We start from the raw sequence: 26,087 nt of genomic DNA on the forward strand, positions 1-26,087 counted from the left end.
TCCGGCGGCATACGGGACGGCCGCGGCCCGTCGTACGCATCGCCGCGCCCGCCCGCGGCGCCGTCTCGCCCTCAATCGCCGGGCGGGCTGGAGGTGCGTGCGCGCCGCAGCGGCAGGGTTGTTCCGCCGCTACGGCGCGCGACCACAGTGTGCCGGGTCCGGCGGCATACGAGCGGCCGAGGCCCGTCGTACGCATCGCCGCGCCCGCCCGCGGCGCCGTCTCGCCCTCAATCGCCGGGCGGGCTGGAGGTGCGTGCGCGCCGCAGCGGCAGGGTTGTTCCGCCGCTACGGCGCGCGACCACAGTGTGCCGGGTCCGGCGGCATACGAGCGGCCGAGGCCCTGCGTGGGGCAGACCGCCGGAGGCCTTACGCGTCGCGCTTCTTGAGGACCAGGTAGCCCGCGAGCAGGGAGGCGAGGACCCACAGGACCATGATGAACAGGCCGCCCCACGGCCCGTACGGGCGGTCGCCGACGCCGAATTCGCCGCCGCCGCCCTTCTCCACGGTCAGGATCATCGTGCCCGCCTGGTCCGGCAGGTAGTGCGCGAACTTCTTCGTCGCGCTCACCCCGCCGAGGATGCCGGAGATGATGAAGAAGAACGGCATCAGGACGCCGAACGCCAGCATCGGGCTGCGCATCACGAACGTGACGCCCATCGTGAACAGCGCGATGAGCGTCATGTAGAGCCCGCCGCCGATGACGGCGCGCAGCACGTTCGGTTCGCCGAGCGTCGTGCCGTGCTCGCCGAGCAGCTCCTGGCCGATCAGGAACGTGAGGAAGCTCGTGGCCATGCCGACCACGAAGACGAGCGCGATCGCCACCGCGATCTTGCAGAACATGAACATGCCCCGCTGCGGCACGGCGCTGAGCGAGCTGCGGATCATGCCGGTGCTGTACTCGTTCGAGACGACCAGCACGCCGAACGCGATCATCGCCAGCTGCCCGAGCGACATCCCGGCGAAGCTGACGAACGTCGGGTCGAACGTCGCCTGCTCGGCGGCGGACATGTCGTCGAAGCCCGACTTCGTGAAGCCGCAGATGAGTGCGGACAGGCCGACCGTGACGAACGCCGCGATCAGCAGCGTCCACAGGGTGGACCTGACGGACCTGACCTTGGTCCATTCCGAGCGGAGGACCCGCGTGGTGTGTGCCATGGCTCAGCGACCCTCCTTCCAGCCGGCGCCCCACTGCGGGGGCTGCCCGCCGCCGTCCGGCGGCGGCGGTGCCTGCGGTGGTGCCCCCGGCGGTGGTGCCCCCTGCGGTGCGATCGGTGGCGCGCCCGGCATCCCGCCGGGGCCCTGCGCCTGTGTCTGCGCCTGCGTGTGCGCGTGATACTCGACCGACTCGGCGGTCAGCCGCATGAACGCCTCTTCCAGGGACGCCTTCTGCGGGCTCAGCTCGTGCAGAACGATCCGGTGGTGCGCGGCGAGTTCGCCCACGCGCGCCGCCGGCTGCCCGTCGACCTCCAGCGAACCGTCGCTCGTGGGGGCCGCGTTGATGCCCTCGGTGCCCAGCGCGTCGCGGAACCGCTCCGGTTCGGGCGTGCGCACCCGTACGTACGTCCGCGAGTTCTCGGCGATGAAGTCGGCCATCGACGTGTCCGCCATCAGCTTGCCCTGTCCGATGACGACCAGGTGCTCGGCCGTTACGGACATCTCGCTCATCAGGTGGCTGGAGACGAAGACCGTACGGCCCTCGGCGGCGAGCTGCTGCATCAGGTTCCGGACCCAGTGGATGCCCTCCGGGTCAAGGCCGTTGACCGGCTCGTCGAACATCAGGATCTTGGGGTCGCCGAGCAGTGCCGCGGCGATGCCGAGCCGCTGGCCCATGCCGAGGGAGAAGCCCTTCGGGCGCTTCTTGGCGACGGCCGAGAGCCCGACCATGTCGAGCACTTCGCTGACCCGCCGGTCGGGGATGCCGTTGCTCTGCGCCAGGCACAGCAGGTGGTTGTACGCGGTGCGGCCGCCGTGCACCGACTTCGCCTCGAGGAGGGCGCCGATGTAGTTCAGCGGCTCCTGGAGCTGGTCGTAGTGCTTGCCGTCGATGCGTACGTCGCCGCTGGTGGGACTGTCCAGGCCGAGCATCAGCCGCATGGTGGTCGATTTGCCCGCGCCGTTGGGCCCGAGAAACCCGGTGACGACACCCGGTCGAACAGAGAAGGTCAGATGATCTACGGCGGTCTTCTCGCCGTAACGCTTGGTCAGCCCTTCGAGCTCGATCATGCGCCGACGCTACGGGAACGGAGGGGGCGCCGTCCACAGGAGTGCCCCCGTTCGGCTACGCGTACGAATCCGAACGAGGGCACCTCACGAACGCCCGCCGAACTTCGGCTGAACGTCCGTCGAACATCGGCCGCGGGCCCGCCGGCGAGGGCTCAGCGGGACTGCTGCGCGGGCACTCCGCGGGTCAGCGCCTCGTCCGAGTCCTCTTCCTCGCCCGGCTGTCCGGCCGCGGCGACGGCGGCACCGGTGAGGGTGGCCAGCATCTCGCGGACGTTGGTCAGCTGGGCGTTGATGCTGTCCCGACGGTTCGTCAGGGCGGCGAGCTCGCGCTCGGACTCGCTGCGGACGCGGTCGGCCTTCGCGTTGGCGTCGGCGACGATGTCCTCGGCCTGCCGCTGCGCGGTCTCCACCGTCTGCCGGGCACGGCGCTCGGCGTCCGTACGCAGCTTCTCGGCCTCGAGCCGCAGCTGCTCCGCGCGGTGCTCGATCTCGGCGAGCCGCTTCTCCGCCTTCGCCTGCCGCGAGGCGAGGTCGCGCTCGGACTGCTCCCGCCGCTTCGCGAGGTTCGTCTCGAAGTCCGCGGCGGCCTGGGCGGCCTTGGCGCGGGTGTCCTCGAAGAGCGAGTCCGCCTCTTCGCGCTTGGACTGCGCGTCCTTCTCGGCCTCGCCGCGCAGCGCGGCGGCCTCGGACTTGGCCTTCTCGACGACGCGTGCGCCGTCGTCCTCGGCCTTCGCCTTGCGCTCGGCGGCGAACGCCTCGGCGTCGTTGCGGACCTGCTGGGCGGCGCCCTCCGCGAGCTCACGGTGCTGCTCGGCGGCGCGACGGGCCTCCTCGCGCAGGTCCTTGGCCTCCTCCTCGGCGAGGCGGAGGATCTTCTCGACCCGGGCGCCCAGACCGGCGTACGAGGGCTCTGCGTCGGTGACCTGAGCCTGGGCGTTCTGCGTCTCGAGGTGAAGCTCCTCGATGCGCTTTTCCAGAGAGGTGATGCGGGCCAGTGCGCTGTCACGGTCGGCGACGAGCTTCGTGATGCGGTCGTCCACCTGCCCGCGGTCGTAGCCACGTCGCACGAGCTCGAAGCCGAAGGGGGAGGAAGTGTCGCTCATGGGGTTCCTGTCGGGTCAGACGGGTTATCAGACGGGGGAGTGATAGGGGGAATCATCCTAGGGGGACAAGCGGCGTGTCATCGAGCTAATGGCCGTTTGATCTGGAGAATGTGCGCTCGTTCGAGTGGCTACCCATCAGAGGACTTGCCACTCGTACGTGTAGTGCCTCCTCCAACTCCGGCCTTGACGCCGCCGTTTGACCCGGAGCCGGCGGCGCCCTTCTTGCCGCTGCCACCGGAGCCGCCCGCGGCACCTGGCGTTTCGAACGATTCCAATGCCTCCAATACGTCCTGGACACGGGAGATTTCGGCGTTGATGTCCTCCTGGCGCCGTTCCAGGACGTCGAGTTCGCGCCGTCCCGCGTCCACGGTCTGCCGGGCCTCCGCCTCGGCCTCCTCGCGGATGCGTTCGGCTTCCTTCATGATGGCGGCCTTCCGCGTCTCGGCCTCCTTGAGCAGGCCCTCGGCCTTCTTCACCGCGGAGATGCGGACCTTGCTCGCCTCCGAGTTCGCCTCGGCCAGCGTGGCCCTGGCCTTCTCCTCGGCCTCCGCCAGCTGCTCCTGCGCCGCCTTCACGAGCTTGTCGCACCGCTCGCCCGCCGACTGCATCGCCTCGGCCGACTCGCGCCGCGCCCGCTCGTGCAGCTGCTCGACCTCGCCCTCGATGCGCGTACGCAGCTCCTCGGCGCGTTCCCGTACGGCGACGGCGTCGTTGCGCGCCTCGTCCAGCATCGTGTCGGAGTCGCCGCGGGCCTTCTCGACGATCTCGCGGCCCTCGCCGCGGGCGTCGGCCACCAGCCGGTCGGCCTCCTTGCGCGCGGCGCCGACCATGCTGTCGGCCTGCTTCTCGGCGGCCGCCGCGGTGCTGCGGGCCTCCTCCTGCGCCTTGGCGAGGAGCTGGTCGGCCTGCTCGGCGGCCTCGGTGCGCCGCTTCGCGGCGGCGTCGCGCGCCTCGTCGCGGATCCGCTCGGCGTCGGCGCGGGTGCGCTCTGCTTCCTCCAGGGCCTCCGTGACGGTGCGTTCGGCCAGCTCGCGGGCGGCCTCCGACTCCTCCTGGGCCTCGCGGCGGAGCGTGGCGGCGGCGTTCTCGGCGGCCGAACGGAGCGCGGTGATCTCCTCGTTGGCCTGCTCGTGCAGCCCGCTGACCGAGTCCCGTACCTGCTGGGCGGTCTCCTCCGCGGTGGCGAGCAGCTCCGCCGCGCGCCGCTCGGCGTCGTCGACCAGCCGTGCGGACTCGTTCTGCGCGTCCTCCACGCGCTGCCGGGCCGAGGCCAGCAGCTCCTCGCTCTGCTCGCGCGCGGCCGTACGCTCCTGGTGCGCCTCCTCGCGGGCGTCCGCGAGCAGCTTCTCGGCCTCCCGGCGGCGCCGTGCGGCCTCCTCCTGGGCGGCGGACAGCGCCTCGGCGGCCTCGGCGTTCGTACGCTCCGCCGCCGCGTTGGCCTCGGCGCGCACCCGGTCGGCGGTCTCCTGCGCCTCCGTGCGCAGCCGCTCCGCCTCCGAGGCGGCCTCGCTGCGCAGCTGTACGGCGACGGCCTCGCCCTCGGCGCGGGCCTGCGAGGCGTCCGAGGCGGCGTCGTTGCGCAGCCGCTCGCTCTCCTCCTCGGCCTGCTGCTGCAGGGCGGTACGGCGCTCGGCAGCCTCGTTGCGCAGCCGCTCCGTCTCCGAGCGCGCCTCCTCGCGCAGCCGCTCCGCCTCGGCGCGCGCGTCGCGCAGCGCCTCCTCCGCGGAGCTGACCTTCTGCTCCGCCTCGGCGTGCAGCCGCTCCAACTCGGCCGCGCTCTCGGCCTTGAGCTCGGCGGCGGCCTGCTCGGCGTCCTCGCGGACCCGCTGCCCGGCCTCGTCCGCCTCGGAGCGGGTGCGTACGGCCTGCTCCTCGGCCGTACCGCGCAGCTCCTCGGCCTCCGTACGGGCGCGCTCCAGCGCCTCGTCGGCCTGCTTGCGCAGGGTGGTGGCGCGCTCGATGGCCTCGGTGCGCACGCGTTCGCTCTCGGAGGTGGCGTCACCGCGCATGTCCTCCGCGTCGGCCTTCGCCTTGGCGAGCAGCTCCTCGGCGCTGCTGGCGGCCTCCTCGATCTGCTGGACGGCCTCGCGGCGTGCCTCGCCGCGGATCCGCTCGCCCTCCTCGACCGCCTCGGCGCGCAGCTGCTCGGCCTCGCCGCGCAGCCGCCGCGCCTCCTCCTGGAGCTCGACGGTCTTGGCGCGGTAGTCCTTGGTGTCGTCCTTCGCGGCGCCCTTGAGCTCCTCGGCGGTGTCGTGCGCCTCGGCCCGCAGCCGGTCGGCCTCCTCCTCGGCCTCCGTACGCAGCCGCTCGGCCTCCTCGGCCGCCGCCTTCGTGGTGGCCTTGGCCTCCTCGGACGCCTTGTTGAGGACGTCCTCGGCGGTACGGGCGGCCTCCGCGAGCTGGTTCGCGGACTCCTCCGCGGTACGGGTCCTGGCCTCCTCCTTGGCCTCGGCGATCAGCCGCTCGGCCTCGGAACGGGCGTCCGCCCGCAGCTGCTCGGCCTCGGCCTTGAGCGCCTCGGACTCCTTGGTGGCGGCGCCGACCATCCGCGCGATCTCGGCCTTGGCCGTACGGACCCGCTGCTCGTTCTCCGACTCGGAGTCGGACAGCAGCTTGGCGGCGGTCTCCTGGGCGTCCTCGACGCTCTTCGCGGCCTCCGCGCGGGCCTCGCGCAGCGCGGACTCCGCCTCCTGCATCCGCTGCTCGGCCCGGCGCACCAGGTCGGCGGCCTCGCGGCGGCTGGTCTCGGACTCGGTGCTGCTGGCCGTACGCAGCTGCTCGGCCTGGTCGGCGGCCTCCTGGGCCTGGGTGGACGCGGCGCTGAGCATCCGCTCCGCGTCGGCGCGGGCCTTGCGCAGGATGGCCTCGGCCTCGGCGCGGGCCGTCTCGGCCTCGGTGTGCAGCCGCTGCCGGGACTCCTCGGTGAGCCGCTGCGCCTCGGTGCGGGCTGCGGCGAGGGAACGTTCGGTCTCGGCCCGCGTCTCCTCCATCAGGCGCCTGGCCTGCGCCTCGGTACGGGTGCGGAGCTGCTCGGCCCAGGCGACGTTCTCGTTCACATGGGACTCGACCGTGGCCCGGCGCTCGGACAGCTCCTGGTCGAGCTGCTGCCGCCGGCGTACGGCCTCGGCGTGCAGCTCGGCCTCCAGCCGGGAGTGCTGCTCGGCCTGGTCCTGGAGCAGCCGCTGGCTCTGCGCGCGGGCCTCGCGCAGCTCCCGTTCGGCGTCGGCGCGCAGCTGGTCCGCCTGGAGTTGGGCGTTGTGGAGGAGCTGCTCGGCCTGGTGGGAGAGGTTCTCGTAACCGGCGGGGCGCAGCGCGAGGGCGCGGCGGGCCTCGTGCAGTTTGGCGCGCAGGACTTCGACCTGATAGCCGAGGTCGTCGGCGTGTTCGACGGCCTTCTCGCGCTCCTTCTTGAGCCGCTCCATCCCGGCTTCGAGCTTCGAGAGGTGGTCGTCAGGCTCGTAGCGGTCGTAGCCCGGCACTACGCGGTCCCATCCGTCCCCTGGTCGTTATGTAGTGAACTGGCCCGTGTCCCGAGCCTCGTGCACGGGAAATGGTGTCAGATCATCGGCGGAACGTGGACCGAGCGCAGCCCGGAACTCTCCAGAGATCTCGGAGAGTCCGCCCCGGCCGCCACTCTACCGGGCGGGCAAGCGGACGTCAGTGGTCCGTGGTAGCTGAGGGCGACGCGGAGGTTACCAATTCGGTCAGGACGCCGTGGCAGTCCTTGGGGTGCAGGAACGTGATGCGGGAATCCATCGACCCGCGCCGGGGCTCTTCGTACAGCACGCGCACGCCCTTTTCGCCGATCGCGGCCGCCTCGGCGTCGACGTCGGCGGTGCCGAACGCGATGTGGTGCACGCCCTCGCCGTTCTTGTCGAGCCACTTGGCGACGGTGGAATCCGGCCGCACCGGTTCCAGCAGCTGGATGTACGAGGAGCCGCCGTCGTCCGTGCCGTTGATGCGGAGCATGGCCTCGCGGACCCCCTGCTCCTCGTTGACCTCGGTGTGGAACACCTCGAAGCCGTAGGTGGCGCGGTAGAACTCGGCGGTCGTGTCCAGATCGAAGCAGGCGATCCCGATGTGGTCGATGCGCGTCAGCATGGAGACAGTGCAGCGTCTCCGGAGTGATTACGCAACGTGCGCACGGTCACACCGGCCGGACGGTGACCAGGAGCCGTACCGCTCAGTACCTTGGAGATAACCCTCGTTAACTTATCCCGCTGGAAGGGACCCTCATGACTGGTACGTCCAGCAGCAGCACCTCCTCAGTGATCGTCGCCGGCGCCCGTACGCCCATGGGGCGGCTGCTCGGCTCGCTGAAGTCCTTCTCGGGCGCGGACCTGGGCGGCTTCGCCATCAAGGCGGCGCTGGACCGGGCCGGCATCGGCGGCGACCAGGTGGAGTACGTGATCATGGGGCAGGTGCTCCAGGCCGGGGCAGGGCAGATCCCGGCGCGCCAGGCGGCCGTCAAGGCCGGCATCCCGATGAACGTGCCCGCGCTCACCGTGAACAAGGTGTGCCTCTCGGGCCTCGACGCGATCGCGCTCGCCGACCAGCTGGTGCGGGCCGGGGAGTTCGACGTGATCGTGGCGGGCGGCCAGGAGTCCATGACCAACGCGCCGCACCTGCTGCCGAAGTCCCGCGAAGGCTACAAGTACGGCGCCGTCGAGATGCTCGACGCGATGGCGTACGACGGCCTGACCGACTCGTTCGAGAACGTCGCCATGGGCGAGTCCACGGAGAAGCACAACACCCGGCTGGGCATTCAGCGGCCCGAGCAGGACGAGATCGCCGCCGCCTCGCACCAGAAGGCCGCGGCCGCGCAGCGCGACGGCCTCTTCGAGGCCGAGATCACGCCGGTCGAGATCCCGCAGCGGCGCGGCGAGCCGGTGGTCTTCGCGCAGGACGAGGGCATCCGCGCGGACACCACGGCCGAGTCGCTGGGCAAGCTGCGGCCCGCGTTCGCCAAGGACGGGACGATCACGGCCGGTTCGGCCTCGCAGATCTCCGACGGCGCCGCCGCCGTGGTCGTGATGAGCCGGGCCAAGGCGGAGGAGCTGGGCCTGGAGTGGATCGCGGAGATCGGCGCGCACGGCAACGTCGCCGGCCCCGACAACTCCCTCCAGTCGCAGCCGTCCAACGCGATCCAGCACGCCCTGAAGAAGGACGGCCTGTCGGTCGGCGACCTCGACCTGATCGAGATCAACGAGGCGTTCGCGGCCGTGTGCGTGCAGTCCGTGAAGGACCTCGGCGTGTCCCCCGAGAAGGTGAACGTCAACGGCGGCGCCATCGCGCTCGGCCACCCCATCGGCATGTCCGGCGCCCGTATCGTGCTGCACCTGGCGCTCGAGCTCAGGCGGCGCGGCGGCGGCACCGGCGCGGCCGGCCTGTGCGGGGGCGGCGGCCAGGGTGACGCGCTGATCGTGCGGGTGCCGGGGGAATAGGCAGTCGGCAACGGCCTTCCGCAACGGGCGTTCCGTACGGCGGGCCCGTACGGTCGCGATGTGCGCGCGGCCGTAACGGGCGGTCCGTACGGGGCCGTTGGTGCAAGTGGTGCCGGTGAGAGCAGAGGAGCACGACCGATGGTGGACGTCCCCACGCTGGTGACGCAGGCGCGGGAGGGCAGGCCGCGCGCGGTCGCCCGGCTGATCTCGCTGGTCGAGGGGGCGTCCCCGCAGCTCCGCGAGGTGATGGCGGCGCTCGCGCCGCGCTGCGGCAATGCGTACGTCGTCGGGCTCACCGGCTCGCCCGGCGTCGGCAAGTCGACGTCCACCTCGGCGCTGGTCTCCGCGTACCGGCGGGCCGGGAAACGCGTCGCGGTGCTGGCCGTCGACCCGTCCTCGCCGTTCTCGGGCGGCGCCCTGCTGGGCGACCGGGTGCGGATGGGCGAGCACGCCTCCGACCCCGGCGTCTACATCCGGTCGATGGCCACCCGCGGCCATCTCGGCGGCCTGGCCTGGGCGGCGCCGCAGGCGATCCGGGTGCTGGACGCGGCGGGCTGCGACGTGATCCTCGTCGAGACGGTCGGTGTCGGCCAGTCCGAGGTGGAGATCGCCGCGCAGGCCGACACAAGCGTGGTGCTGCTCGCCCCCGGAATGGGCGACGGCATCCAGGCCGCGAAGGCGGGCATCCTCGAGATCGGCGACGTGTACGTCGTCAACAAGGCCGACCGCGACGGCGCCGACGCCACCGTGCGCGAGCTCAACCACATGCTCGGCCTGGGCGAGGCCCGCGCCCCCGGTGACTGGCGGCCGCCCATCGTCAAGACGGTCGCGGCGCGGAACGAGGGCCTGGACGAGGTGGTCGAGGCCCTGGAGAAGCACCGGGCGTGGATGGAGGAGCGCGGCGTCCTCGCCGAGCGCCGCGCACGGCGGGCCGCACACGAGGTCGAGACGATCGCGCTGACCGCGCTGCGCGAGCGGATGGGCGAACTGCGCGGCGGACGGCGGCTGGACGCGCTGGCGGAACGCATCGTGAGCGGCTCCCTCGACCCGTACACGGCCGCGGACGAACTGATCGCGGGCATCACGGGCTAGCTGTATTGACCCGCAGGGTTGTTGACGCGGGTGATGGGCGGGTGTCCGTCGAGTGCGGTGTGGCAGCGGTGGTGGTTGTAGGTGTGGAGGAAGTTTGCCAGGGCTGCGGTTCGCTCGGTGTTCGAGGTCCCCCATGCCCCCCGACCCCACCCGGCGCCGCTTCCTCGGCGGCGCCGCCGCCCTCGGTACGGCCGCCGCGCTCGGCACCGCCTTCGTACGCGCCGCCGAATCCCCCGCCTCCGCGGGCGCGCCCGGCAGCGAGGCCGCGGGCGGCAAGGGCGTGAGCGTCACGCCTTTCGACGGCGCGAGCGCCGCCGTCACCGGCGTGGGCGCCTCCTGGTACTACACGTGGGCCTCCACCACCGGGGACACGGCCCGCCCCGAGGGCGTCGAGTTCGTGCCGATGATCTGGGGCGCCGACGCCGTCAACGGCACCGACCTCGGCAACGCCACCCGCGAGGGCTCACAGCTGCTCGGCTTCAACGAGCCCGACATGGCGGGCCAGGCGGACATGCCCGCCGCCCGCGCCCTCGAACTGTGGCCCGAACTGGAGGCCACCGGCCTCCGCCTGGGCGCCCCCGCCGTCGCCCACAGCGCCGACAAAGCGGGCTCCTGGCTCGACCAGTTCCTGACCGGCGCGGCCGAACGCGGCCTCCGCGTCGACTTCGTCCCCGTCCACTGGTACGGCGCCGACTTCGGCCCCGATGCCGTGGACCATCTGCGCGGCTACCTCGAAGCGGTGCACGCCCGCTGGGACAAGCCGCTCTGGCTCACCGAGTACGCCCTGACCGACTTCACCGGGTCCACCCCGCGCTACCCCTCGGAGGCCGAGCAGACCGCGTTCGTCAGCTCCGTGGTCCCCATGCTGAACTCCCTGCCGTACGTGGAACGCCACGCCTGGTTCACGCTGTCCACCGAGGTCGGCCCCACCGGCCTCTGCGCACCCGGGGGAGCCCTGAACGCGACAGGCCGGGCCTACCGCGACGCACCCGCGTAACCGGGGGCCTGAACGGCGGCCCGCCGTACGGAGTTACGCCCCCGCCGACGCGTCGGACGCCGTGCGGCCGTCACGCGTCGGACACCGTACGGCTCGCCAGCCGCTCGTAGCGCTGCCGCGCTGCCTGCTGGGTGCCGAGCCCCAGCCCGAAGGCGATCTCCTGCCAGGTCATGCCGCGGCCCCTGGCCATCTGGAGGAGTCCGGCCTCCAGTTCGTCCATCTCGCCTCGTGCGCGCGGGACGAGGCTCAGGGCCGCGGTGATGTCCGCCCGGTCCACCTCCGGCTCACCGTCGGCCGGCCGCGCGGCCCCGCTGAGCAGGAACGACACGAGCCGTACGGCCTCGTGCGGCCCGAGGACCGACGGGTGGACCTGGCGGCGGCGCTGCTCGTCGGTGGCCGCGTGCCGTTCGGCTATCCGGAAGAGGGACGCGTGCGCGCGCTGCTCCCGTGCTTGGTCGGGCGACGGGGGCGTGAACGGGTCGGCGGGCAGGCCGGGTTCGGGATTCGCTGGCATACGGCCAGCATGAGCCGCACAACGCAGCAATGTCAACACACCGTTGTGAACGATCCGTTCACAACCTAGGGGCTCCCCGGCCCGCGCACGGGGCACTGCGTGTCCGCCGGGTCCAGCCGGTACGGGGCGAACGCGTCCACCGCCGCGTCCCGGTACGGCCGCCGGGACATGCGGGTGACCAGCATCCACATCTCCCGTTCCCGCGCCAGGTCCTGCGGGAGCACGAGCCCGAGCGAGTCGGCCAGCGGCCGCCGCCCGGTGTTCACCAGGGCGCGTACGGCCGCCGCCCACTCGTCGGTCGACGTGACCGCGCACCGGTACCAGACGGGGATCAGCGCCAGCAGCACCGCCGCCGTCACGGGCAGCTGCGCGGGTGTGCCCGCCCGCCACACGGCGGCGAGCGCGACGAGCGCCACCGCCGCGTGCCCGTAGAGGAGCGCGACGAAGAAGTCCACGCTCGTACGGGCCGTCTCCGCCTGCCGCCGGACCTGCGGCGGGGCCGTGCCGGTGAGTTCGTTCCAGAGCGTCTGGGTGTCGAGCCGGTAGCGGTTGTGCCCGTACTCCTCCAGCCGCCGGATCGCGTTCCCCAGCCGGGTCGGCACGATCTGCCCGTCGTCGGCCGGGTAGCGGCTCAACTCCTCCTGGAGCAGCGACCGCTGGGCCGTCGTACGCGTACGGTCGCGCCGCGCGGCGCGGGCGATCCGCGGGTCGGCGCGGAGCGCGGCGGCCCGGGCGGCGTCGGCCTCGGTGCGGCCCTCGGGGCCGGCGCGCTCCAGCCGCAGCAGCTCCAGCCGGCCCTCCAGGGCCTGCTTGGCGGCCCGGTGGCGGGCGCAGCCGCGCGCGTACACGGGCGCGGGCCACAGCACGTAGCCCTCCAGCACGCGGTACAGCGGGACTTGCAGCGCGTTCAGCACCAGGCCCAGCAGCACGGCCGAGACGAGCAGCAGCAGCGCGGTGTCCACGTCGGAGCCGGGCCACAGGCGTGCCACGGGGCCGACCCGGCGCAGGTCGGGGGCGACGGCGAGGAAGAACACCGCGAGGTTGAGCGCGGTGGGCAGCATCCACCCGGCGACCAGCGTCCAGGCGCCGCCGAGCACGCCCTTGGCGATGTCACCCACGGCCCGCTCCCGCGCGTACGGGAGGCCCACCGCGTACGGGAGACCGGCGCACGGGGCCCCCGCGTACGGAGCGCCTGGGGCACGTCACGTGGAGGGCTCCGACGGCCAGTCGTCGTCCGGGTCGAGGACGGGGCCGGGCGGACTGCCGGTGTTGACGGTGCCGTGGAAGTCCCCGAGGACGACGCTGCCGGGGCCACCGCCCCAGCCGCCGCCCTGCGGCGGTCTGCCGGACTCCTCGCGCTCGCCCTGCCGGTCGATCTCGTCCCGCAGCCGGGCGGCGAACTCCTCGTCCTCGTCGGCCAGTCCGGTCAGCGCGTCGGCCGCGTCCCGAAGCCATTCCGTGCCCTGCGGCAGGCGCATGGGGACGGCGGTCTCGCTGGGCGGGCGCAGGCGCCACAGCAGATCCGACCACTCGTCCGGTTCCAGATGTGCCCGGAGCAGGCGGAGAACGTCCTCGGGTGTGGGCACCCCGGCCATGCGACCCCCCTCGTGGCTGCTCGGCGTTCTGCCGTCAGGCTACAAGTCCGCCGTCGCCCGCATCCCTCCTTTCCGACCCCAACGCCCCCTCGCCGAAGGCCCGTTGCGCACCCCGGGAGGCCGTACGAGTTCCGTCGGCGCGGCCCGCGGGTGCAGACTGATCCTGCGCGCCATCGGCCGGAAAAGCAGGGATGATCGAGCATGGTTCAGGTGGACACCACGGTGCCGCACTCGGCCCGTATGTACGACTACGTCCTCGGCGGCAAGGACAACTATCCCCCCGACTGGGAAGCGGCCGAGGAGGCCCTGAAGGTCTGGCCGGGGCTGTGGACGAGCATGCGCGTCAACCGTGCGGTCATGCGGCGCATGGCGCACTGGCTGGCCGACGAGTGCGGCGTACGCCAGTTCCTCGACATCGGCACCGGCATCCCCACCTCGCCCAACCTGCACGAGGTGGTGCAGGGTGTCGCCCCCGAGTCGCGGGTGGTCTACGTGGACAACGACCCCATCGTGCTCGTCCACGCGCGCGCCCTGATGGCGGGCACCGAAGAGGGCCGTACGGCCTACGTGGAGGCCGACATGCGGGACCCCGAGGTCCTGTTCGCGGCCCCCGAGCTGCGGGAGACCCTGGATCTGAGCCGGCCGGTCGGGGTGACGGTGATCGCGATGCTGCAGTTCGTGGAGGACGCGGCGGGGCTGATCGAGCGGTTGACGGCACCGCTGCCGTCCGGCAGCTATCTGGCCGTCACCGCGGCGACGGCGGATCTGGCGCAGGGGTCCACCGCGCTGGCCGAGGTCTACAACCGGCGCGGCGTGCCGATGTATCTGCGCTCCCGTGGCGAGCTGGAGGCGCTGTTCGCGGACCGCTGCGAGCTCGTCGAGCCCGGCGTGGTCCCCATGCAGCACTGGCGCCCGGAGGAGGGCGAGACGCCGGTGGGCGTCGAGCAGGCCAACATGTTCGCGGGCGTGGGCCGGCTGCGCTGACGTTCCCCCAACACCCGGCTCTTTGCCCGGTGTTTACCTCGTGCTGTACAACTCTTCGCCCGGGCGACAAGTCGTCGGGGTGTCAGTCCGTACGGGCACGACCAGGCCCGTACGCCCAACCCACCACGCGTTCCTGGGGGAACACATGCCGAAGCTCAGCCGGCGGGCTCGTACAGCCGCCGTGTCCGCCGCCCTGGCGGCAGGTCTGGTGACGTCGCTCGCCGTGGGCCTGCCCGCCGCCACCGCGGGGCCGTCGGACGGCGCGCCGGAGACCGCGGCGCAGCACGAAGGGAAGCAGGAACAGCGACAGGAGCAGAAGTACGTCTTCACCGACCTGACCGCCGGCACAGACAGCGTCGACTACGACAACGACGAAGTCACCGTGTCCGGCCGACTGTTCGAGAAGGGCCCGGACGGCTCGCCCGGTGCCCCGGCCGCCAACGAGTCGGTCGACGTCGTACAGGCCTGGGAGAACCCCTACCGCGGCAACGAGGGCGACACCACCGTCTACTCGCCGCTCGGCGAGGCGAAGACCGACGCGCAGGGCAACTTCACCCTCGAGAACGCGAAGGTGGAGGAGCGCGACCGCAAGGAGTTCAAGCCGGTGCCGGGCGACTTTGACGTACGCCTGCAGGCGGGCCACCGCGTCAACCCGGACGGCATGGCCGACCCGTCCAACTGGGACGGCACGGGCAGCTGGTCCACCATCAAGGGCCACCCGTCCGAGGCCCGGCTGAACACCGCGTTCAAGCCCGGTGAGCCGACGCCCGACGGCCGGAAGGTCACCGTGGAGGGCACGATGGAGCGGCGTACGGCGGACGGCTGGGCGCCGCTGCCGGGGCAGCTGGTGTCGCTCGGGTTCCAGCCCGACGAGGGCGACGACATCGACAGCGAGACGCTCACCACGGGTGAGAAGGGCGAGTACAGCGGCACGGTCACCGCGAGCTCGAACGGCACCGTCAGCGCCGGCGCGACCAGCTGGTACGACGGCGCCTTCCTGGACATGCCCGACAGCCGCAACAGCACGCCGGTCGAAGTGCCCTGACCGTACGCGCGGTTGGCACCGTGCAGCACCGCACGGCGGCCGGCCCGGTCCCGCACCGGGCCGGCCGTCCGGCTCTCCGCCCGTTGCGCCGCTCTCCGTCCGCCGCTCTCCGTCCGCCGCCGTCGCGCGTACTCCGTCCGCTACGCCGTCGCGCGTGCCGCCGTGGCCATGCGCCGCACCGCCTCGGTGATCACCGCGGGCGACGTCGCCAGGTTGAGCCGTACGTGCCCCGCGCCGCCCGTGCCGAAGTCCGCTCCCGCGTTCAGGGCGACCCGGCCGCGCTCCAGGAACACGCCCGCCGGGTCGTCGCCCAGGCCGAGCTCCCGGCAGTCCAGCCAGGCGAGGTACGTGGCCTCGCCCGGCCGGTAGCGGACCCCGGGCAGCTGCTCGGCGAGCAGCCCGGCCAGCAGCTCGCGGTTCCGGTCGAGCCCGGCCAGGACGGCGTCGAGCCAGTCGCGGCCGTCGTCAAGCGCGGCGGTGTGCGCGATGATCCCGATGTGACTGGGCCCGTGGCCGACCTCCTCCGGGAGGCGGGCGAGATCGTCGGCGGCGCCGTCTCCGGCGACGGCGAGCGCGGCCTTGAGCCCGGCCAGATTCCACGCCTTGGACGCCGACATCAGCGACAGCCCGTCCGATCCGCCGGGCACGCTCAGATACGGCACGAACGCGCTGCCGCCGGCGACGACCGGCGCGTGGATCTCGTCCACCACGACCCGTACGCCGTGCTCGTGCGCCAGCGCCGCCACCGCGGTCAGTTCGGCGGCGGTGTGCAGCGTGCCGGTCGGGTTGTGGGGGCTGCACAGCAGGTACGCGGCCGGGCGCCCGCCGCTGGTGGCGCGCGTGAACGCCGCGGTGAGCGCGGCGGTGTCGAGGCGCCCGTCCGGGTCCAGCGGCGCCTCCACGACGCGCCGGTCCATGTTCCGTACGAACTGGTAGAACGGCGGGTAGACGGGGCAGTTGACCACGACCGCGTCGCCGGGCCCGGTGACCAGCTTCAGCATCTCGACGATGCCGAGCATCACGTCGGGCACGATCGCCGTACGGTCCACGGCCAGCCCGTCCCAGCCCCACCGGTCGCGCGCGAACCGCGACAGGGCCTCGGCGTACGGGGTCCCCGCCGGGTAACCGGTGTCCCCGAGCCGCATGGCGTCGGTGACGGCGCGTACGACCGGTTCGGCCTGGGGGACGTCCATCTCGGCCACCCAGAGCGGCAGTACGTCCTCGGGGTAGGCGCGCCACTTCATGCTCGTACGCCGTCTGAGCTGTGTGAGGGAGAGCTGACGCAGCGGGGGTCCGGTGTGGTCGGCGGCCGGGTCGGACGGGTCGGCGGGGGCGGTGTCGCGCGGCGTGCTGTCCATGGGATCAAGATAGGCGCGGCTTAGCGTAAGTGACAGACATGACCGCGCTCCTTACGCGCGCCGGCTGCCGCCAGGCGCTCCCCCGCGGCCTTCCGGCGGGGCGTGCCGGGCATGCCGGGCATGCCGGGGGGCAGCGCGGCATTTCCTCAAGGTTTTTTCCGTTTTGTTGACGTAAAGGCGGAGGGTCAGCATGCTGTGCGGCGGGGCCGTCGCGAGGACTCTGCGGCCCCGCTTCGGGGGCGCCCCGGCGCCGGTGGGGCGCCCCCGAAGCGGGCCGCAGAGTCCTGTCCCCCGTGCGAGCTACACGCAAGTGGGTTCCGACTGGTGATTCGCCCGAGAAGTCCCGTCCGTAGCGTCGGACCTGAAGGAGGTCCCCATGAGCAGGCGCGCACAGCGCTTCTTCCGTTTCCCGCTCGCGCCGGCGCGTCCGCCGCGCGGCGGCGGGTCCGCGTACGTGATACGGGGGAAGCACCGCACGTGAAGCAGCAGTTGTCCACACTGGCGCGCTGGTGGCAGTCCCTGCGCGCCGCCGACGCCGAACGGCTGCACGACCTGGCCGACGAGGCCCGCAGGGCGGGCCAGCCCGTCGTGATGCTGCTGGAGGGCGAACGCGGGGAGCTGGACCGGGACGTCGAACTGGCCGTCTACCGCGTGGCCCAGGAGGGCCTCACCAACGCGTTGCAGCACGCGCGGGAGTGCTCGACGAAGGTCCGGGTCAGATACGGGGCCGACCGTGTCGACGTCGAGGTGAGCACCGCCGGACCCGTGGCCGCCGCGGCGGAGCCCGGACGCGGCCTGATCCGGCTGCGCGAGCGCGTGAGCCTGCTCGGCGGCGAACTGCGGGCCGAGGGCCGCCCCGAGGGCGGCTTCGTCCTGGAGGCCCGCATTCCGTCACGGGGCGCGCAGTCACGGGACGCGTCGTAGCGGACGTGCCGTTACGGGAAGCGCCGCAGCGGGAAGCGCCGCAGCGGGACCGCGCCGCCACGGGACCGCGCCGCGCCGGACACCGGCTGGGGGGGCCGGGGCCCCTCAGAGGCGGGGCCGCCCGTACTGCCTGTCGTTGTCATTGCTCGGCACCCGCGCGGCCAGCGCCGCGCTGGTGTCCCGCATCTCCTCCGGTACGGCCGCCGCCGTGCCGATGCCCCGGGCCCGGTCCAGCAGCCAGCGCGTGTTGTGCCGGATGCCCATGGCCTCGCGCAGCCTGACGGTCTCGGTCAGGTCGACCAGGAACAGCATGTGCGCGTCGAGCGGGGCCTGCCCGCTGCGGGCGGCCCCCACGTCCGCGACGAGCGCCTCGCGCAGGCCCGGGTCGGGGTGGTGCCGCAGCCGCGAGGTGAACAGGCCGGCGCGGCCGCCGGGGCGCAGCAGGCCACGGGCGGCGAGCGCGTCCCGGTGCAGCGCGAACGCCCCGTGGTGCCGCCGGAACCAGCGGTTGAGGCGCACACGGGAGCCGCCGGACGCGGCGCACTGCTCCCCCAGTTCGGCGAGCAGCGCGTCGGCCCAGGCGAGGCCGGTGAGGGTGGTGTCGAGCAGCTCGATGTCGACACCGTGCATCTGGTAGCCCTCGAAGCCGAAGACCTTCGTCTTCTTGGCACGGACGGCCAGCCGTCCGCGCAACGCGAGCTCGCCGAGTTCGGCGGCCGCCGCCCCGATCACCGCGCGGGCCTTGCCGTGCACTCTGCCGTCGGGCAGGTGGGACAGCAGCACGAACTCCTCGGGCAGGGACAGCCGTTGCGGCGCGGCAGCAGACACGTCCTCCATCCTCCCTTCTCCGTGCCACACCGGCAGGGCCCGCCCCCGAGAGAGCGGGACCCTGCCGACGGGCGCGTCAACCGCCGTACGTGCGCACGTAGTCGAAGCGTGCCGTGGCGCCCGCCCGGTTCATGGCGGCGAGGCCGATCTTCAGGTCGCCCTTCGCGGGCAGCGTCCACACCCCGTTCGGCACCCAGTGCTCGCCGTCGCGGCTGGTCGAGGCGCGCACTTCGTGCTCGCCGCGTGCCGTGTCGCGGTGGTACGCGAGCCGCAGCCACATCGTGCGGGCCGTGGGGCCGCCGAACATCGGGGCGTTGGCCACCGGCGTCGGAGGTGTGGTGGTGGGCCGTTCGCCCTCCTTTCCGAACTCGCTGACGTGCGTGTACGCGCCGTCGAGATGGCTCAGCGGGAGCACGGAGTGCACGTTCTTGACGTACCTGTCGTCGTTCTCGTACAGCAGGATGCCGGCCTGCTGGGCGGGCTGGTCCGGGGCGAAGTCGATCTTCGTCTCGACCGTGTGGTCGCCCTTCGGCGCGTCCCGGGTGAGGACGGACGCCGTGTCGGTGTTCAGGCTGAGTTCGGCGTTCTGGGTCGGCCAGGACAGGGCACCGCCGGTCATGGCGGTGCCGGGAGCCCGGCCGCGTACCCACGACCAGGGCGAGTCCGGGCCCGTGCCGGGCACGGCGGCGCCGTCGAACTCGTCGCTGTACTCCGGCAGCAGCGCCCCCGGTTCCGGCTCCGGCACCCGGCTGGTCACCGGGGTGTGCGCCGTGACCGCGCCCACGTTGTCCGCCGCGGTGCCGCCGCCGCGTGCCGCGGTGCCGACCTTCCCGGCGCGGGCCGCCGCCGCGGGCAGCCCACGTTCCTGCGTGGCCACCGGGTCGCCCAGCCGGTCCGCGCTGACCTCGACGGTCATACGGGTGCCGCGCACCTCGACGGCGACGTTCCGCCAGTCGCCCCAGCGGAAGTTCCGCGGCAGCGCGGTGACCCGCTCGCCGCGGCTCGTACCGTCCACCACCACGTCCGTGACCAGTGCGCCCCGGTCCCGGTCCAGCCAGGCGGTGACGTGGTTGCGTGGGTCGCGGTAGCCGACGGTCAGTCCGGCCGCGCCGCCGGGCGGACCGGCCTTGAGGTCGGCCTCGGCGCGCACCCGCGCGGGTGCCGTACGGCCGGACACCAGGTACGCGGGCGCGTCCCCGCCGGCGTGCGTGACGTGCGTACGGGCGTCCTTCTCCTCGGCGAGCGACCAGCCGTCCGTGCCGGCGCCCTCGGCGTGCCAGCCGTCCAGGGAGCCGTCGTTGAAGGTGCTGCCGACGTCCCAGCTGGTCACGGGCGCCTGCTGGCGGCCCGCGGAGGGGCCGGCGCCGGCGCGTACGACGGGCCAGCCGTCGATCCAGTCGAGCCGGTCGATGAGCGTGGGGCGCTTGGACAGCTGCTTGTCGACGCCGGGGGTGCGTTCGAGGTCCGGCTGCTCGGCGGGGATGCCGTGGTAGACCAGCCAGTCCTGGCCGGCCAGGTCGGTCTGCAGGGAGTTGTGCCCGGGGCCGATCCAGCGGTTGCCGTTGGCGCCCGCGACGGCGGTGCCCTTGCTGGTGCGGTCCATCAGGTCGACGCCCTCGGCGTCCGTGAACGGCCCGGCCGGGCTGGTGGATCGGCCGACCTTGACCTGGTAGCCGCTGAACGCGCCGTCGCAGCAGCCCGCGTCGGAGTAGAAGAGGTAGTAGTGGCCGCCGCGCCGGATCACGAAGGCGCCCTCCATGCGGCGGCCCTGCGCGACCTGGGTGACCTCGCCCTCGATACGGGTGCGGTCGGCGTTCGTCCTGGCGACGCAGAGCGTGTCGTAGCTCCCCCAGTACATGTACGGGGTGCCGTCGCGGTCGGTGAACAGGGCCTGGTCGATGCCGCCGGTGGGGCAGCCGCTGGGCGTCGGCAGCGCGGCGCCCTTGTCGGTCCACGGGCCGGTGGGCGTGGGGGCGGTCGCGACGCCGATGTTGTTCTTGCCGGGGACCGAGTACGTCAGGGTGTAGACGCCGTCGGTGTAGCGGATGTCAGGAGCCCACAGCCGTGAACCGCCGTGCCACGCGGGCTGGTTCCGCGGCGTGAAGACCTGGCCCGCGTACTCCCAGTCGACCATGTTCGTGGAGCGGAGGATCGGCAGCATGCGCTCGGCGGACTCGCCGCGCGACTGGAAGACGGGGTTCTGGGTGCCGTACGCGTACCAGAGGCCGTCCTTGCCGCGGATGGTCACGGGGTCGGGGAAGGTGTCGACTGTGCCCTTGGTGACGGGGTTGGTGTACGTGCCGGCGCGCGGCGCCGGCTTGTCGGCGGCGGCACGAGCCGACCGGGCGGACTCGGCCGTCTGGGCGGTCTGGGCCGTCTGGGCCGCCTGTGCGATCTGGGCCGTCTGGGCGCCGCCCGCCGCCCCGGCGGGCGCGGGCAGCAGCCCCGCCGTGAGCGACAGGAGCAGCGCCGCGGTGCTCAGCACCGCGGCCCGCACCGGCCCCGTACTCGGTCCGGCTCTCCGGCTCCGGTTGCGGCTCCGTCCTGAGGTGCGTCTCATCACGTGGCCCCCTCGGGCTCGAACGAACTGAGGCTGGCGTCGTAGTCGGAGGCACCGATGTCGTACATCGGCGTCATCCAGTGGTAGAAGTTGTCGCCGCGCTCCCGCAGCAGGTCGTAGAGCCTGCGCAGCATCCGCCGGCGTACGGTCTGGAACTCCGGGTGCGTGTACCGGTTGTGCAGCTCGTCGGGGTCCTGCTGAAGGTCGTACAGCTCGTTGACGGACTCGGGGTTGACGACGAGCTTGTACCGGTCCTCGCGCAGCATCCGCTGCGGGTACGGGAAGTGGTGCCCGTGGAACTCCGCGACCAGGTCCGGTGCCCAGTCCGGGTGTTCGCCGCGCACCAGCGGCACCAGGCTGCGGCTGTCCACCGCCTGCTCGGGGTCGCAGCCCGCGAGGTCCAGGATGGTCGCGGTGCAGTCGGTGAGCGTCACCAGCTCGTCCCTGACCTGCGGTTCGGCTCCGGGGATCCGGACGATGCCGGGGATGCGGTAGATGTCCTCGTACATCGCCGGGCCCTTGTCGTGCAGCCGGTGCGCGCCGGTGAACTCGCCGTGGTCCGCGGTGAAGAAGACGGACGTGTCGTCGCTCAGGCCGAGCTCGTCGAGCCGGGTGAGGATGCGGCCGATCTGCTCGTCGACGAGGGTGACATAGCCCCAGTAGACGGCGATCAGCTTGCGGGTGACCTCGATCGGGATGGTGTCGAACGTCCAGTGCGCGCTGTAGTTGCGCTGCACGGGCGGCTTGCCCTCGAAGGTCTCCGCGATGGACGCGGGCAGCTCGACCAGCTCCGGGTCGTACATGTCGTAGTACGCGTCCGGCAGCAGGTACGGCAGGTGCGGCCCGAAGAAGTGAGTGGCCAGGAAGAACGGCCGCCCGTCCGCCGCGTACTTCTCCAGCTGCTCGATGGCGCGCGTCGCGAGGTAGTGCTCGAACGTCGCCTCCACCGGCTGGTGCAGCCGCGCGGCGAGCAGGTTGCCGGGGTTGCCGTTGGGCGTGGTGCCCCGCACGTGGTCGGATATCCGGTACGGCGGCAGCCCGCGCTCCTCCAGATACGCGAGGTAGTCGGGGTGGTCCACGGGGTTGTGCCAGCCGGGCAGGTCGGGTCCGTCGAAGCCGTACGAGGCGGCGTTGCGGTGGGTGCCGCCGTGCCACTTGCCGATCAGGCCGAGCTGGTAGTCCTGCTCGGCGAGCGCGCCGGAGAAGGTGAACGCGTCGTCCCGCAGGTCCTCCAGATACCCCACGTTCCGCTCGTAGTTGGCGAGCAGCCGGTGCCGGAACGGCGCCTGGCCGGTGAGCAGGCTGGCCCGCGCGGGGGTGCAGATGGCGGTGGGCGTGTAGCAGCGGTCGAAGCGGGTGCCGGTCGCGGCGAGCCGGTCCAGGTGGGGGGTGGCCACGTGCGGGTTGCCGTAGCAGCCCAGCGTGTCGACGCGGTGCTGGTCGGTCATCAGGAACAGCAGGTTCACTTCTTGTACGCCTTCGTGTAGAGGTCGCCGGTGTAGTAGTCCGAGGGGTCCGGCCGGGAGTCGAGCTGGCCGTTGCGGACGAAGAAGTCACCGAGGACGTTCAGCCACTTGTCGACGGTGCCGTCCTTGGTCTTGGCGACGAGGTCGGAGGTCGGCAGCGTCTCGACGTTCGCGGCATCCGCCTTGACCTTGCTCTCGCTGAGCTTGAGCATCTTCGCGGACTCGGCGATGGCCTCCTCCGGGTGCTTGGCCCGCCAGTCGTTCGCCTTCTGCAGCACCTTGATCACCTTGGTGCTGAGCTCCGGCTTGACCTTGTTGCCCGCGACGAAGGCGGTGGGGAAGGAGCTGCCCATGTCCCGGGTGCTGGCGACCTCTTCGAGCTTGGGCACCTTCTTCTTGATGTTGTCGATCAGCGGGTACCAGATGCCCGCGGCGTCGATCTGCCCGGAGGAGAACGCGGACACGATGGTCGCCGGTGCCATCGGCACCTTCTCCACGTCCTTGGTGTCCATCCCGGCCTTCTCCAGCGCGAGGTTGAGCGCCATGTCGCCGGAGGTGCCCTCGGGTATGCCGACCTTCTTCCCCTTGAGGTCCTTCATCGAGGTCATGCCGGGCTGGGCGATGACGCGGTCGGCGTACGCGAGGGTGTTGACCGAGACGACCTTGGCCTTGCCGGACGCGGGCAGCCACATGGCGCCGGGGCCGATGTAGCCGAAGTCGAGGTCGCCGGCGCCGAGGGCCTGCACCTGGATGGGGCCGTCGTTGAACTGCTTGACGTTCGCGTCCAGGCCCTCCTCCTTCCACAGGCCCTGCTTCTTGGCGATGGCCAGCAGGCTGACGCCGTTGTAGTCGCCGATGTAGCCGAAGTTGACGGTCGAGTCGTTGGCGGTGTCCTCGGCGCAGGCGCTCAGGGAGAGCGCCAGCATGGAGGCCGCGGAGGCGGCCGTGAGGGCACGCCGGATCCTGCTGCTGGGCATGGCGGAGCAGTCCTCTCGGGGAGTGACAGGGAAGCGCGGGGGGTGGCGGAAGCGAGTGGGCGTACGGTCAGCCGGCGGGCGTCGGCTGGCTCTGGTGGTAGACGGAGTGCCACACCTCGTTCCGGATGGCGGCGAACTCCGGGGACAGCCGGATCTCCTCGGTACGGGGATACGGCAGGTCGACGTCGAGCACCCGGTGCACCCGTCCGGGCCGTGCGGCCATCACCACCACGCGGCTGGCCAGGTAGACGGCCTCGTCGACGTCGTGCGTGATGAACAGGACGGTGCGCTGCTCCTGCCGCCACGTCTCCAGCAGCTGGTCCTGCAACTGCACGCGGGTGAGGGCGTCGAGCGCGCCGAACGGCTCGTCCATCAGCAGCACCTTCGGGTTCACCGCGTACGCGCGGGCGATCGCGCAGCGCTGCTTCATGCCGCCGGACAGCGTCTTGGGCAGCGAGTCCGCGAAGTCGGCGAGCCCGACGAGGTCGATGGCGTGCTCCGCGCGCCGCTTGCGCTCGGCGGCGGGCAGGTCGGCCAGCTTCAGCCCGAACTCGACGTTGTCGCGCACCGTAAGCCAGGGGAACAGCGCGTACTGCTGGAAGATCACGCCGCGGTCCGGGCCCGGGCCCGCGACGGGGGCGCCGTCCACCAGCACCTGGCCCGACGTGGGTTCGACGAGTCCCGCGGCCATGCTCAGCAGGGTGCTCTTGCCGCAGCCGGACGGCCCGACGACCGTGACGAACTCCCGGTCGGCGATGTCCAGCGACACGTGGTCGAGCGCGGTGAAGGTGCTGTCCTTCATCGGGAAGGTCTTCACCACGTCCTGAAAGGAGATCTTGTCCTCGGGTGAGGTCCTGTCCTCGGGCGAGGTCTTCTCCTCAGGGGAGCTCTTGTCCTGGAGGGAGGTCTTGTCGATCATCGGCGCTCCTGCCAACCGGTAAGCCGTCGTTCGGCGAGCAGCAGCAGCCGGTCCATGGCCAGGCCGAGCACGCCGATGGTGATCAGGGCGACGAAGATGGTGGGGATCTCGTACCAGGTGGACGCCTTCTGCATGCGGAAGCCCAACCCCTCCTGGGCTCCGATGAGTTCGGCGGCCACCACCGTCGCCCAGGAGGCGCCGAGCCCGATCCGCATCCCGACCAGGATGAACGGGGTGGAGGCGGGCACGACGACCTTCACGAAGATGGTGCGGTCCGAGGCGCCCAGCACCCGGGCCGCGTTGATCAGCGTCTTGTCCACGTCGACGACGCCCTGGAAGGCCGCGACGACGCAGGACATGAACGCCGCCAGGAAGATCACGAAGATCTTCGGCGTCTCCCCGATGCCCATGAGCACGATCGCCAGCGGGATCAGCGCCAGCGGCGGGATCGTACGGAAGAACTGGATGTGCGGCTCGATCAGGCCGCGTGCCACCGGGTACCAGCCCATCAGGAACCCGACCGGCACGGCCGCGACGGTGCCGAGCGCGAAGCCCAGGAAGACGCGGCGCAGACTGGCCAGCGTGTCGTCCAGGAGCGACCCGTCGGAGATCATCTTGCCGGCCTGCTCCGCGACGCTCACGGGCCCGGGCAGGTTCTCCACGCCGAGCGACGCGATCGCCCAGACGACCAGGCCGAGTACGACGGCGAGCAGGTTGAGCAGCAGAGGGTGCACGCCGCGGCGCGCCGTACGCGGCTGCTTGGGCCGCGCGGCGGTCTTCTCGGGTGGTGTGATCACGGCCATGGGTGCCTCGCCTCGTTCATGCGTCCTCCTCGGAGTCCGGCTGCGCCGGATAGCGGGCCAGCAGGGGCGATTCGTGGAGCACCAGGGCGATGCCGCCGAGGGCGCCGCCGACCTCGCCCAACGTCGCCCGGCGCAGGTCCACTCGGTGCCGCGAGAGCGGCAGTATGTGCGCGGTCAGCGCCTCTTCGACGGGCTCCACGAGGGCGTCGCCGGCCGCGGCCAGCTCGCCGCCGATCACGATCACGCCGGGGCCGACCGCGTTGCACACGGCCGCGAGCGCCAGGCCGACCTGGCGGCCGGCGGAGCGCAGCACGCTCTCCGCCGTCTCGTCGCCGGAGCCGAGCGCGTCGAGGAGCGCGGTGACGTCGTCGGCGTGCCCGCCCGCGGCGCGGTACGCGTCGAGCACAGCGCCGACCGAGGCCACGGTCTCCAGGCACCCGTCGCCGCCGCACTCGCAGCGCGCGCCGGCCGGCACGACCGTGATGTGCCCGAACTCGCCGGAGAGCCCGTACGCGCCCCGGTGCAGCGAGCCGCCCACCACGAGGCCGCCGCCGACGCCGTGCGAGAGCCGAAGGTAAAGCACGTCCTGGTCGCCGGCGGCCGCGCCCCATACGGACTCGGCCAGCGCGGCGAGCCGCGTGTTGTTGTCCAGCAGCACGGGCACCCCGAACCGCTTGTGCAGCAGTCCGGGCAAACCGTCCAGGCCGCGCGCGTACGCCGCCTCGCCGCCGGGGTCGCCGACCGGTCCGACCACGCCGGCGCCGATCGCGTTCAGCGGGCCGAGACGCAGGGCGCCGCCCGTCAGGGAGCCCACGAGGCGCTGCGCGAGATCGACCCGGTCCTCCCAGGACAGGTCGGCCGCGTGCGCCTCACTCGCCGAACCGACGATCTCGTGCGCGACGTTGGCGGCGGCGACGTGCACCGCGCGGCGTGCGAAGTCGATCCCGATCGCCTGCCCCGCCTCGGGGTTGAGGGTCAGGGTCTCGACGGGGCGGCCGCGCTTGCGCAGTGCCGGGTCGGGCGCAGAGGCGACGACGGCTCCGCTGGCGACGAGCTCGCCGATGATCTCGTAGAGGGTCGTGCGGGACAGCCCGCTGTGCTTGCCGAGCTCGGCGCGGCTGAGCGAACCGTGCTTGCGCAGCAGATCGAGCACCAGCTCTTCGTGTGACCGCCGGAGGCGCGTCAGCGGACCGTCGTGTGACTGCATGCCGCACAGCATGCGGACGCCGCTCGCTTTTCGTCAATGACTCGGAAA

22 protein-coding genes and 1 pseudogene are annotated in these 26,087 nt (G+C 72.4%); 6 read left to right on the forward strand and 17 right to left on the reverse strand.

The window, feature by feature from the left end; all coding sequences use genetic code 11:
- Positions 1-366: 366 nt before the first annotated feature.
- The 5 genes from DVA86_RS20695 to mce form a co-directional block, all read right to left on the reverse strand.
- Positions 367-1,155, reverse strand: a complete 789-nt coding sequence (locus tag DVA86_RS20695; protein ID WP_208880389.1) for an ABC transporter permease — start codon at positions 1,153-1,155, stop codon at positions 367-369.
- 3 nt (positions 1,156-1,158) lie between these two features.
- The gene (locus tag DVA86_RS20700; RefSeq protein WP_208880390.1) at positions 1,159-2,223 is read right to left on the reverse strand and encodes an ABC transporter ATP-binding protein; all 1,065 of its coding nucleotides are present in this window, start codon (positions 2,221-2,223) and stop codon (positions 1,159-1,161) included.
- A 152-nt stretch (positions 2,224-2,375) separates the two neighbouring features.
- Entirely contained in the window at positions 2,376-3,326 is a 951-nt protein-coding gene (locus DVA86_RS20705) for a coiled-coil domain-containing protein (protein WP_208880392.1), read from the reverse strand.
- Between the two features lie 128 nt (positions 3,327-3,454).
- Positions 3,455-6,805, reverse strand: coding sequence for a polarized growth protein Scy (gene scy, locus DVA86_RS20710; RefSeq protein ID WP_208880393.1), 3,351 nt, complete (start codon positions 6,803-6,805; stop codon positions 3,455-3,457).
- Between the two features lie 178 nt (positions 6,806-6,983).
- Complete coding sequence (gene mce / locus DVA86_RS20715) at positions 6,984-7,427, reverse strand: methylmalonyl-CoA epimerase (protein WP_208880395.1); 444 nt, start codon at positions 7,425-7,427, stop codon at positions 6,984-6,986.
- A 134-nt stretch (positions 7,428-7,561) separates the two neighbouring features.
- On the opposite strand from mce, the gene DVA86_RS20720 reads away from it, so the two are divergent.
- Together DVA86_RS20720 and meaB are read left to right on the forward strand one after the other, a co-directional pair.
- Positions 7,562-8,770 carry an acetyl-CoA C-acetyltransferase gene (locus DVA86_RS20720; RefSeq protein ID WP_208880397.1) on the forward strand — a complete coding sequence of 403 codons (1,209 nt, stop codon included), beginning with the start codon at positions 7,562-7,564 and terminating at the stop codon, positions 8,768-8,770.
- Between the two features lie 138 nt (positions 8,771-8,908).
- A complete protein-coding gene (gene meaB, locus DVA86_RS20725; protein WP_208880399.1) occupies positions 8,909-9,862 on the forward strand; it encodes a methylmalonyl Co-A mutase-associated GTPase MeaB in 954 nt (317 codons plus the stop codon).
- Here meaB and DVA86_RS20730 read toward each other — a convergent pair.
- Positions 9,859-9,987 (reverse strand): annotated as a pseudogene (locus tag DVA86_RS20730) (IS481 family transposase); the annotation flags it as partial. The gene meaB and the pseudogene DVA86_RS20730 sit on opposite strands and share 4 nt — an antisense overlap.
- Before the next feature lie 8 nt (positions 9,988-9,995).
- Here DVA86_RS20730 and DVA86_RS20735 point away from each other — a divergent pair.
- Complete coding sequence (locus tag DVA86_RS20735) at positions 9,996-10,859, forward strand: glycoside hydrolase family protein (protein WP_208880400.1); 864 nt, start codon at positions 9,996-9,998, stop codon at positions 10,857-10,859.
- A gap of 70 nt (positions 10,860-10,929) precedes the next feature.
- On the opposite strand, the gene DVA86_RS20740 is transcribed toward DVA86_RS20735, so the two are convergent.
- The 3 genes from DVA86_RS20740 to DVA86_RS20750 form a co-directional block, all read right to left on the reverse strand.
- Positions 10,930-11,373, reverse strand: coding sequence for a DNA-binding protein (locus DVA86_RS20740; protein WP_208880402.1), 444 nt, complete (start codon positions 11,371-11,373; stop codon positions 10,930-10,932).
- Positions 11,374-11,438: 65 nt separating this feature from the next.
- On the reverse strand, positions 11,439-12,491 hold the full coding sequence (locus DVA86_RS20745; protein ID WP_208880403.1) for a hypothetical protein: 1,053 nt from the start codon (positions 12,489-12,491) through the stop codon (positions 11,439-11,441).
- Between the two features lie 84 nt (positions 12,492-12,575).
- On the reverse strand, positions 12,576-12,968 hold the full coding sequence (locus tag DVA86_RS20750) for a hypothetical protein (protein ID WP_208880405.1): 393 nt from the start codon (positions 12,966-12,968) through the stop codon (positions 12,576-12,578).
- Positions 12,969-13,169: 201 nt separating this feature from the next.
- On the opposite strand from DVA86_RS20750, the gene DVA86_RS20755 reads away from it, so the two are divergent.
- Together DVA86_RS20755 and DVA86_RS20760 are read left to right on the forward strand one after the other, a co-directional pair.
- Positions 13,170-13,952 carry an SAM-dependent methyltransferase gene (locus tag DVA86_RS20755; RefSeq protein ID WP_208880406.1) on the forward strand — a complete coding sequence of 261 codons (783 nt, stop codon included), beginning with the start codon at positions 13,170-13,172 and terminating at the stop codon, positions 13,950-13,952.
- 145 nt (positions 13,953-14,097) lie between these two features.
- Positions 14,098-14,997, forward strand: a complete 900-nt coding sequence (locus DVA86_RS20760) for a hypothetical protein (RefSeq protein WP_208880408.1) — start codon at positions 14,098-14,100, stop codon at positions 14,995-14,997.
- 140 nt (positions 14,998-15,137) lie between these two features.
- Here the strand turns inward: DVA86_RS20760 and DVA86_RS20765 are convergent, their stop codons facing one another.
- The gene (locus tag DVA86_RS20765; protein ID WP_208880410.1) at positions 15,138-16,355 is read right to left on the reverse strand and encodes a MalY/PatB family protein; all 1,218 of its coding nucleotides are present in this window, start codon (positions 16,353-16,355) and stop codon (positions 15,138-15,140) included.
- Positions 16,356-16,832: 477 nt separating this feature from the next.
- Between DVA86_RS20765 and DVA86_RS20770 the strand changes: the two genes are divergently transcribed.
- Positions 16,833-17,279: a sensor histidine kinase gene (locus tag DVA86_RS20770; RefSeq protein ID WP_208880411.1), complete on the forward strand. Its 447-nt coding sequence runs from the start codon at positions 16,833-16,835 to the stop codon at positions 17,277-17,279.
- Positions 17,280-17,384: 105 nt separating this feature from the next.
- On the opposite strand, the gene DVA86_RS20775 is transcribed toward DVA86_RS20770, so the two are convergent.
- The 7 genes from DVA86_RS20775 to DVA86_RS20805 all read right to left on the reverse strand — a co-directional run bounded on the left by DVA86_RS20775 (position 17,385) and on the right by DVA86_RS20805 (position 26,051).
- Entirely contained in the window at positions 17,385-18,116 is a 732-nt protein-coding gene (locus DVA86_RS20775; RefSeq protein WP_208880413.1) for a GPP34 family phosphoprotein, read from the reverse strand.
- A gap of 67 nt (positions 18,117-18,183) precedes the next feature.
- On the reverse strand, positions 18,184-20,592 hold the full coding sequence (locus DVA86_RS20780; protein WP_245996826.1) for a glycoside hydrolase family 43 protein: 2,409 nt from the start codon (positions 20,590-20,592) through the stop codon (positions 18,184-18,186).
- 74 nt (positions 20,593-20,666) lie between these two features.
- On the reverse strand, positions 20,667-22,133 hold the full coding sequence (locus DVA86_RS20785; RefSeq protein WP_208880417.1) for a sulfatase family protein: 1,467 nt from the start codon (positions 22,131-22,133) through the stop codon (positions 20,667-20,669).
- Positions 22,130-23,110, reverse strand: a complete 981-nt coding sequence (locus DVA86_RS20790) for an aliphatic sulfonate ABC transporter substrate-binding protein (protein ID WP_208880419.1) — start codon at positions 23,108-23,110, stop codon at positions 22,130-22,132. The genes DVA86_RS20785 and DVA86_RS20790 overlap by 4 nt, the downstream gene beginning before the upstream one ends.
- A gap of 67 nt (positions 23,111-23,177) precedes the next feature.
- Complete coding sequence (locus tag DVA86_RS20795; protein WP_245997686.1) at positions 23,178-23,912, reverse strand: ABC transporter ATP-binding protein; 735 nt, start codon at positions 23,910-23,912, stop codon at positions 23,178-23,180.
- Between the two features lie 113 nt (positions 23,913-24,025).
- Entirely contained in the window at positions 24,026-24,832 is an 807-nt protein-coding gene (locus DVA86_RS20800) for an ABC transporter permease (protein ID WP_208880422.1), read from the reverse strand.
- A 16-nt stretch (positions 24,833-24,848) separates the two neighbouring features.
- Positions 24,849-26,051, reverse strand: a complete 1,203-nt coding sequence (locus DVA86_RS20805) for an ROK family transcriptional regulator (protein WP_208880424.1) — start codon at positions 26,049-26,051, stop codon at positions 24,849-24,851.
- Between the last annotated feature and the right edge of the window lie 36 nt (positions 26,052-26,087).

This window comes from Streptomyces armeniacus (genome assembly GCF_003355155.1).
Lineage (GTDB): Bacteria > Actinomycetota > Actinomycetes > Streptomycetales > Streptomycetaceae > Streptomyces > Streptomyces armeniacus.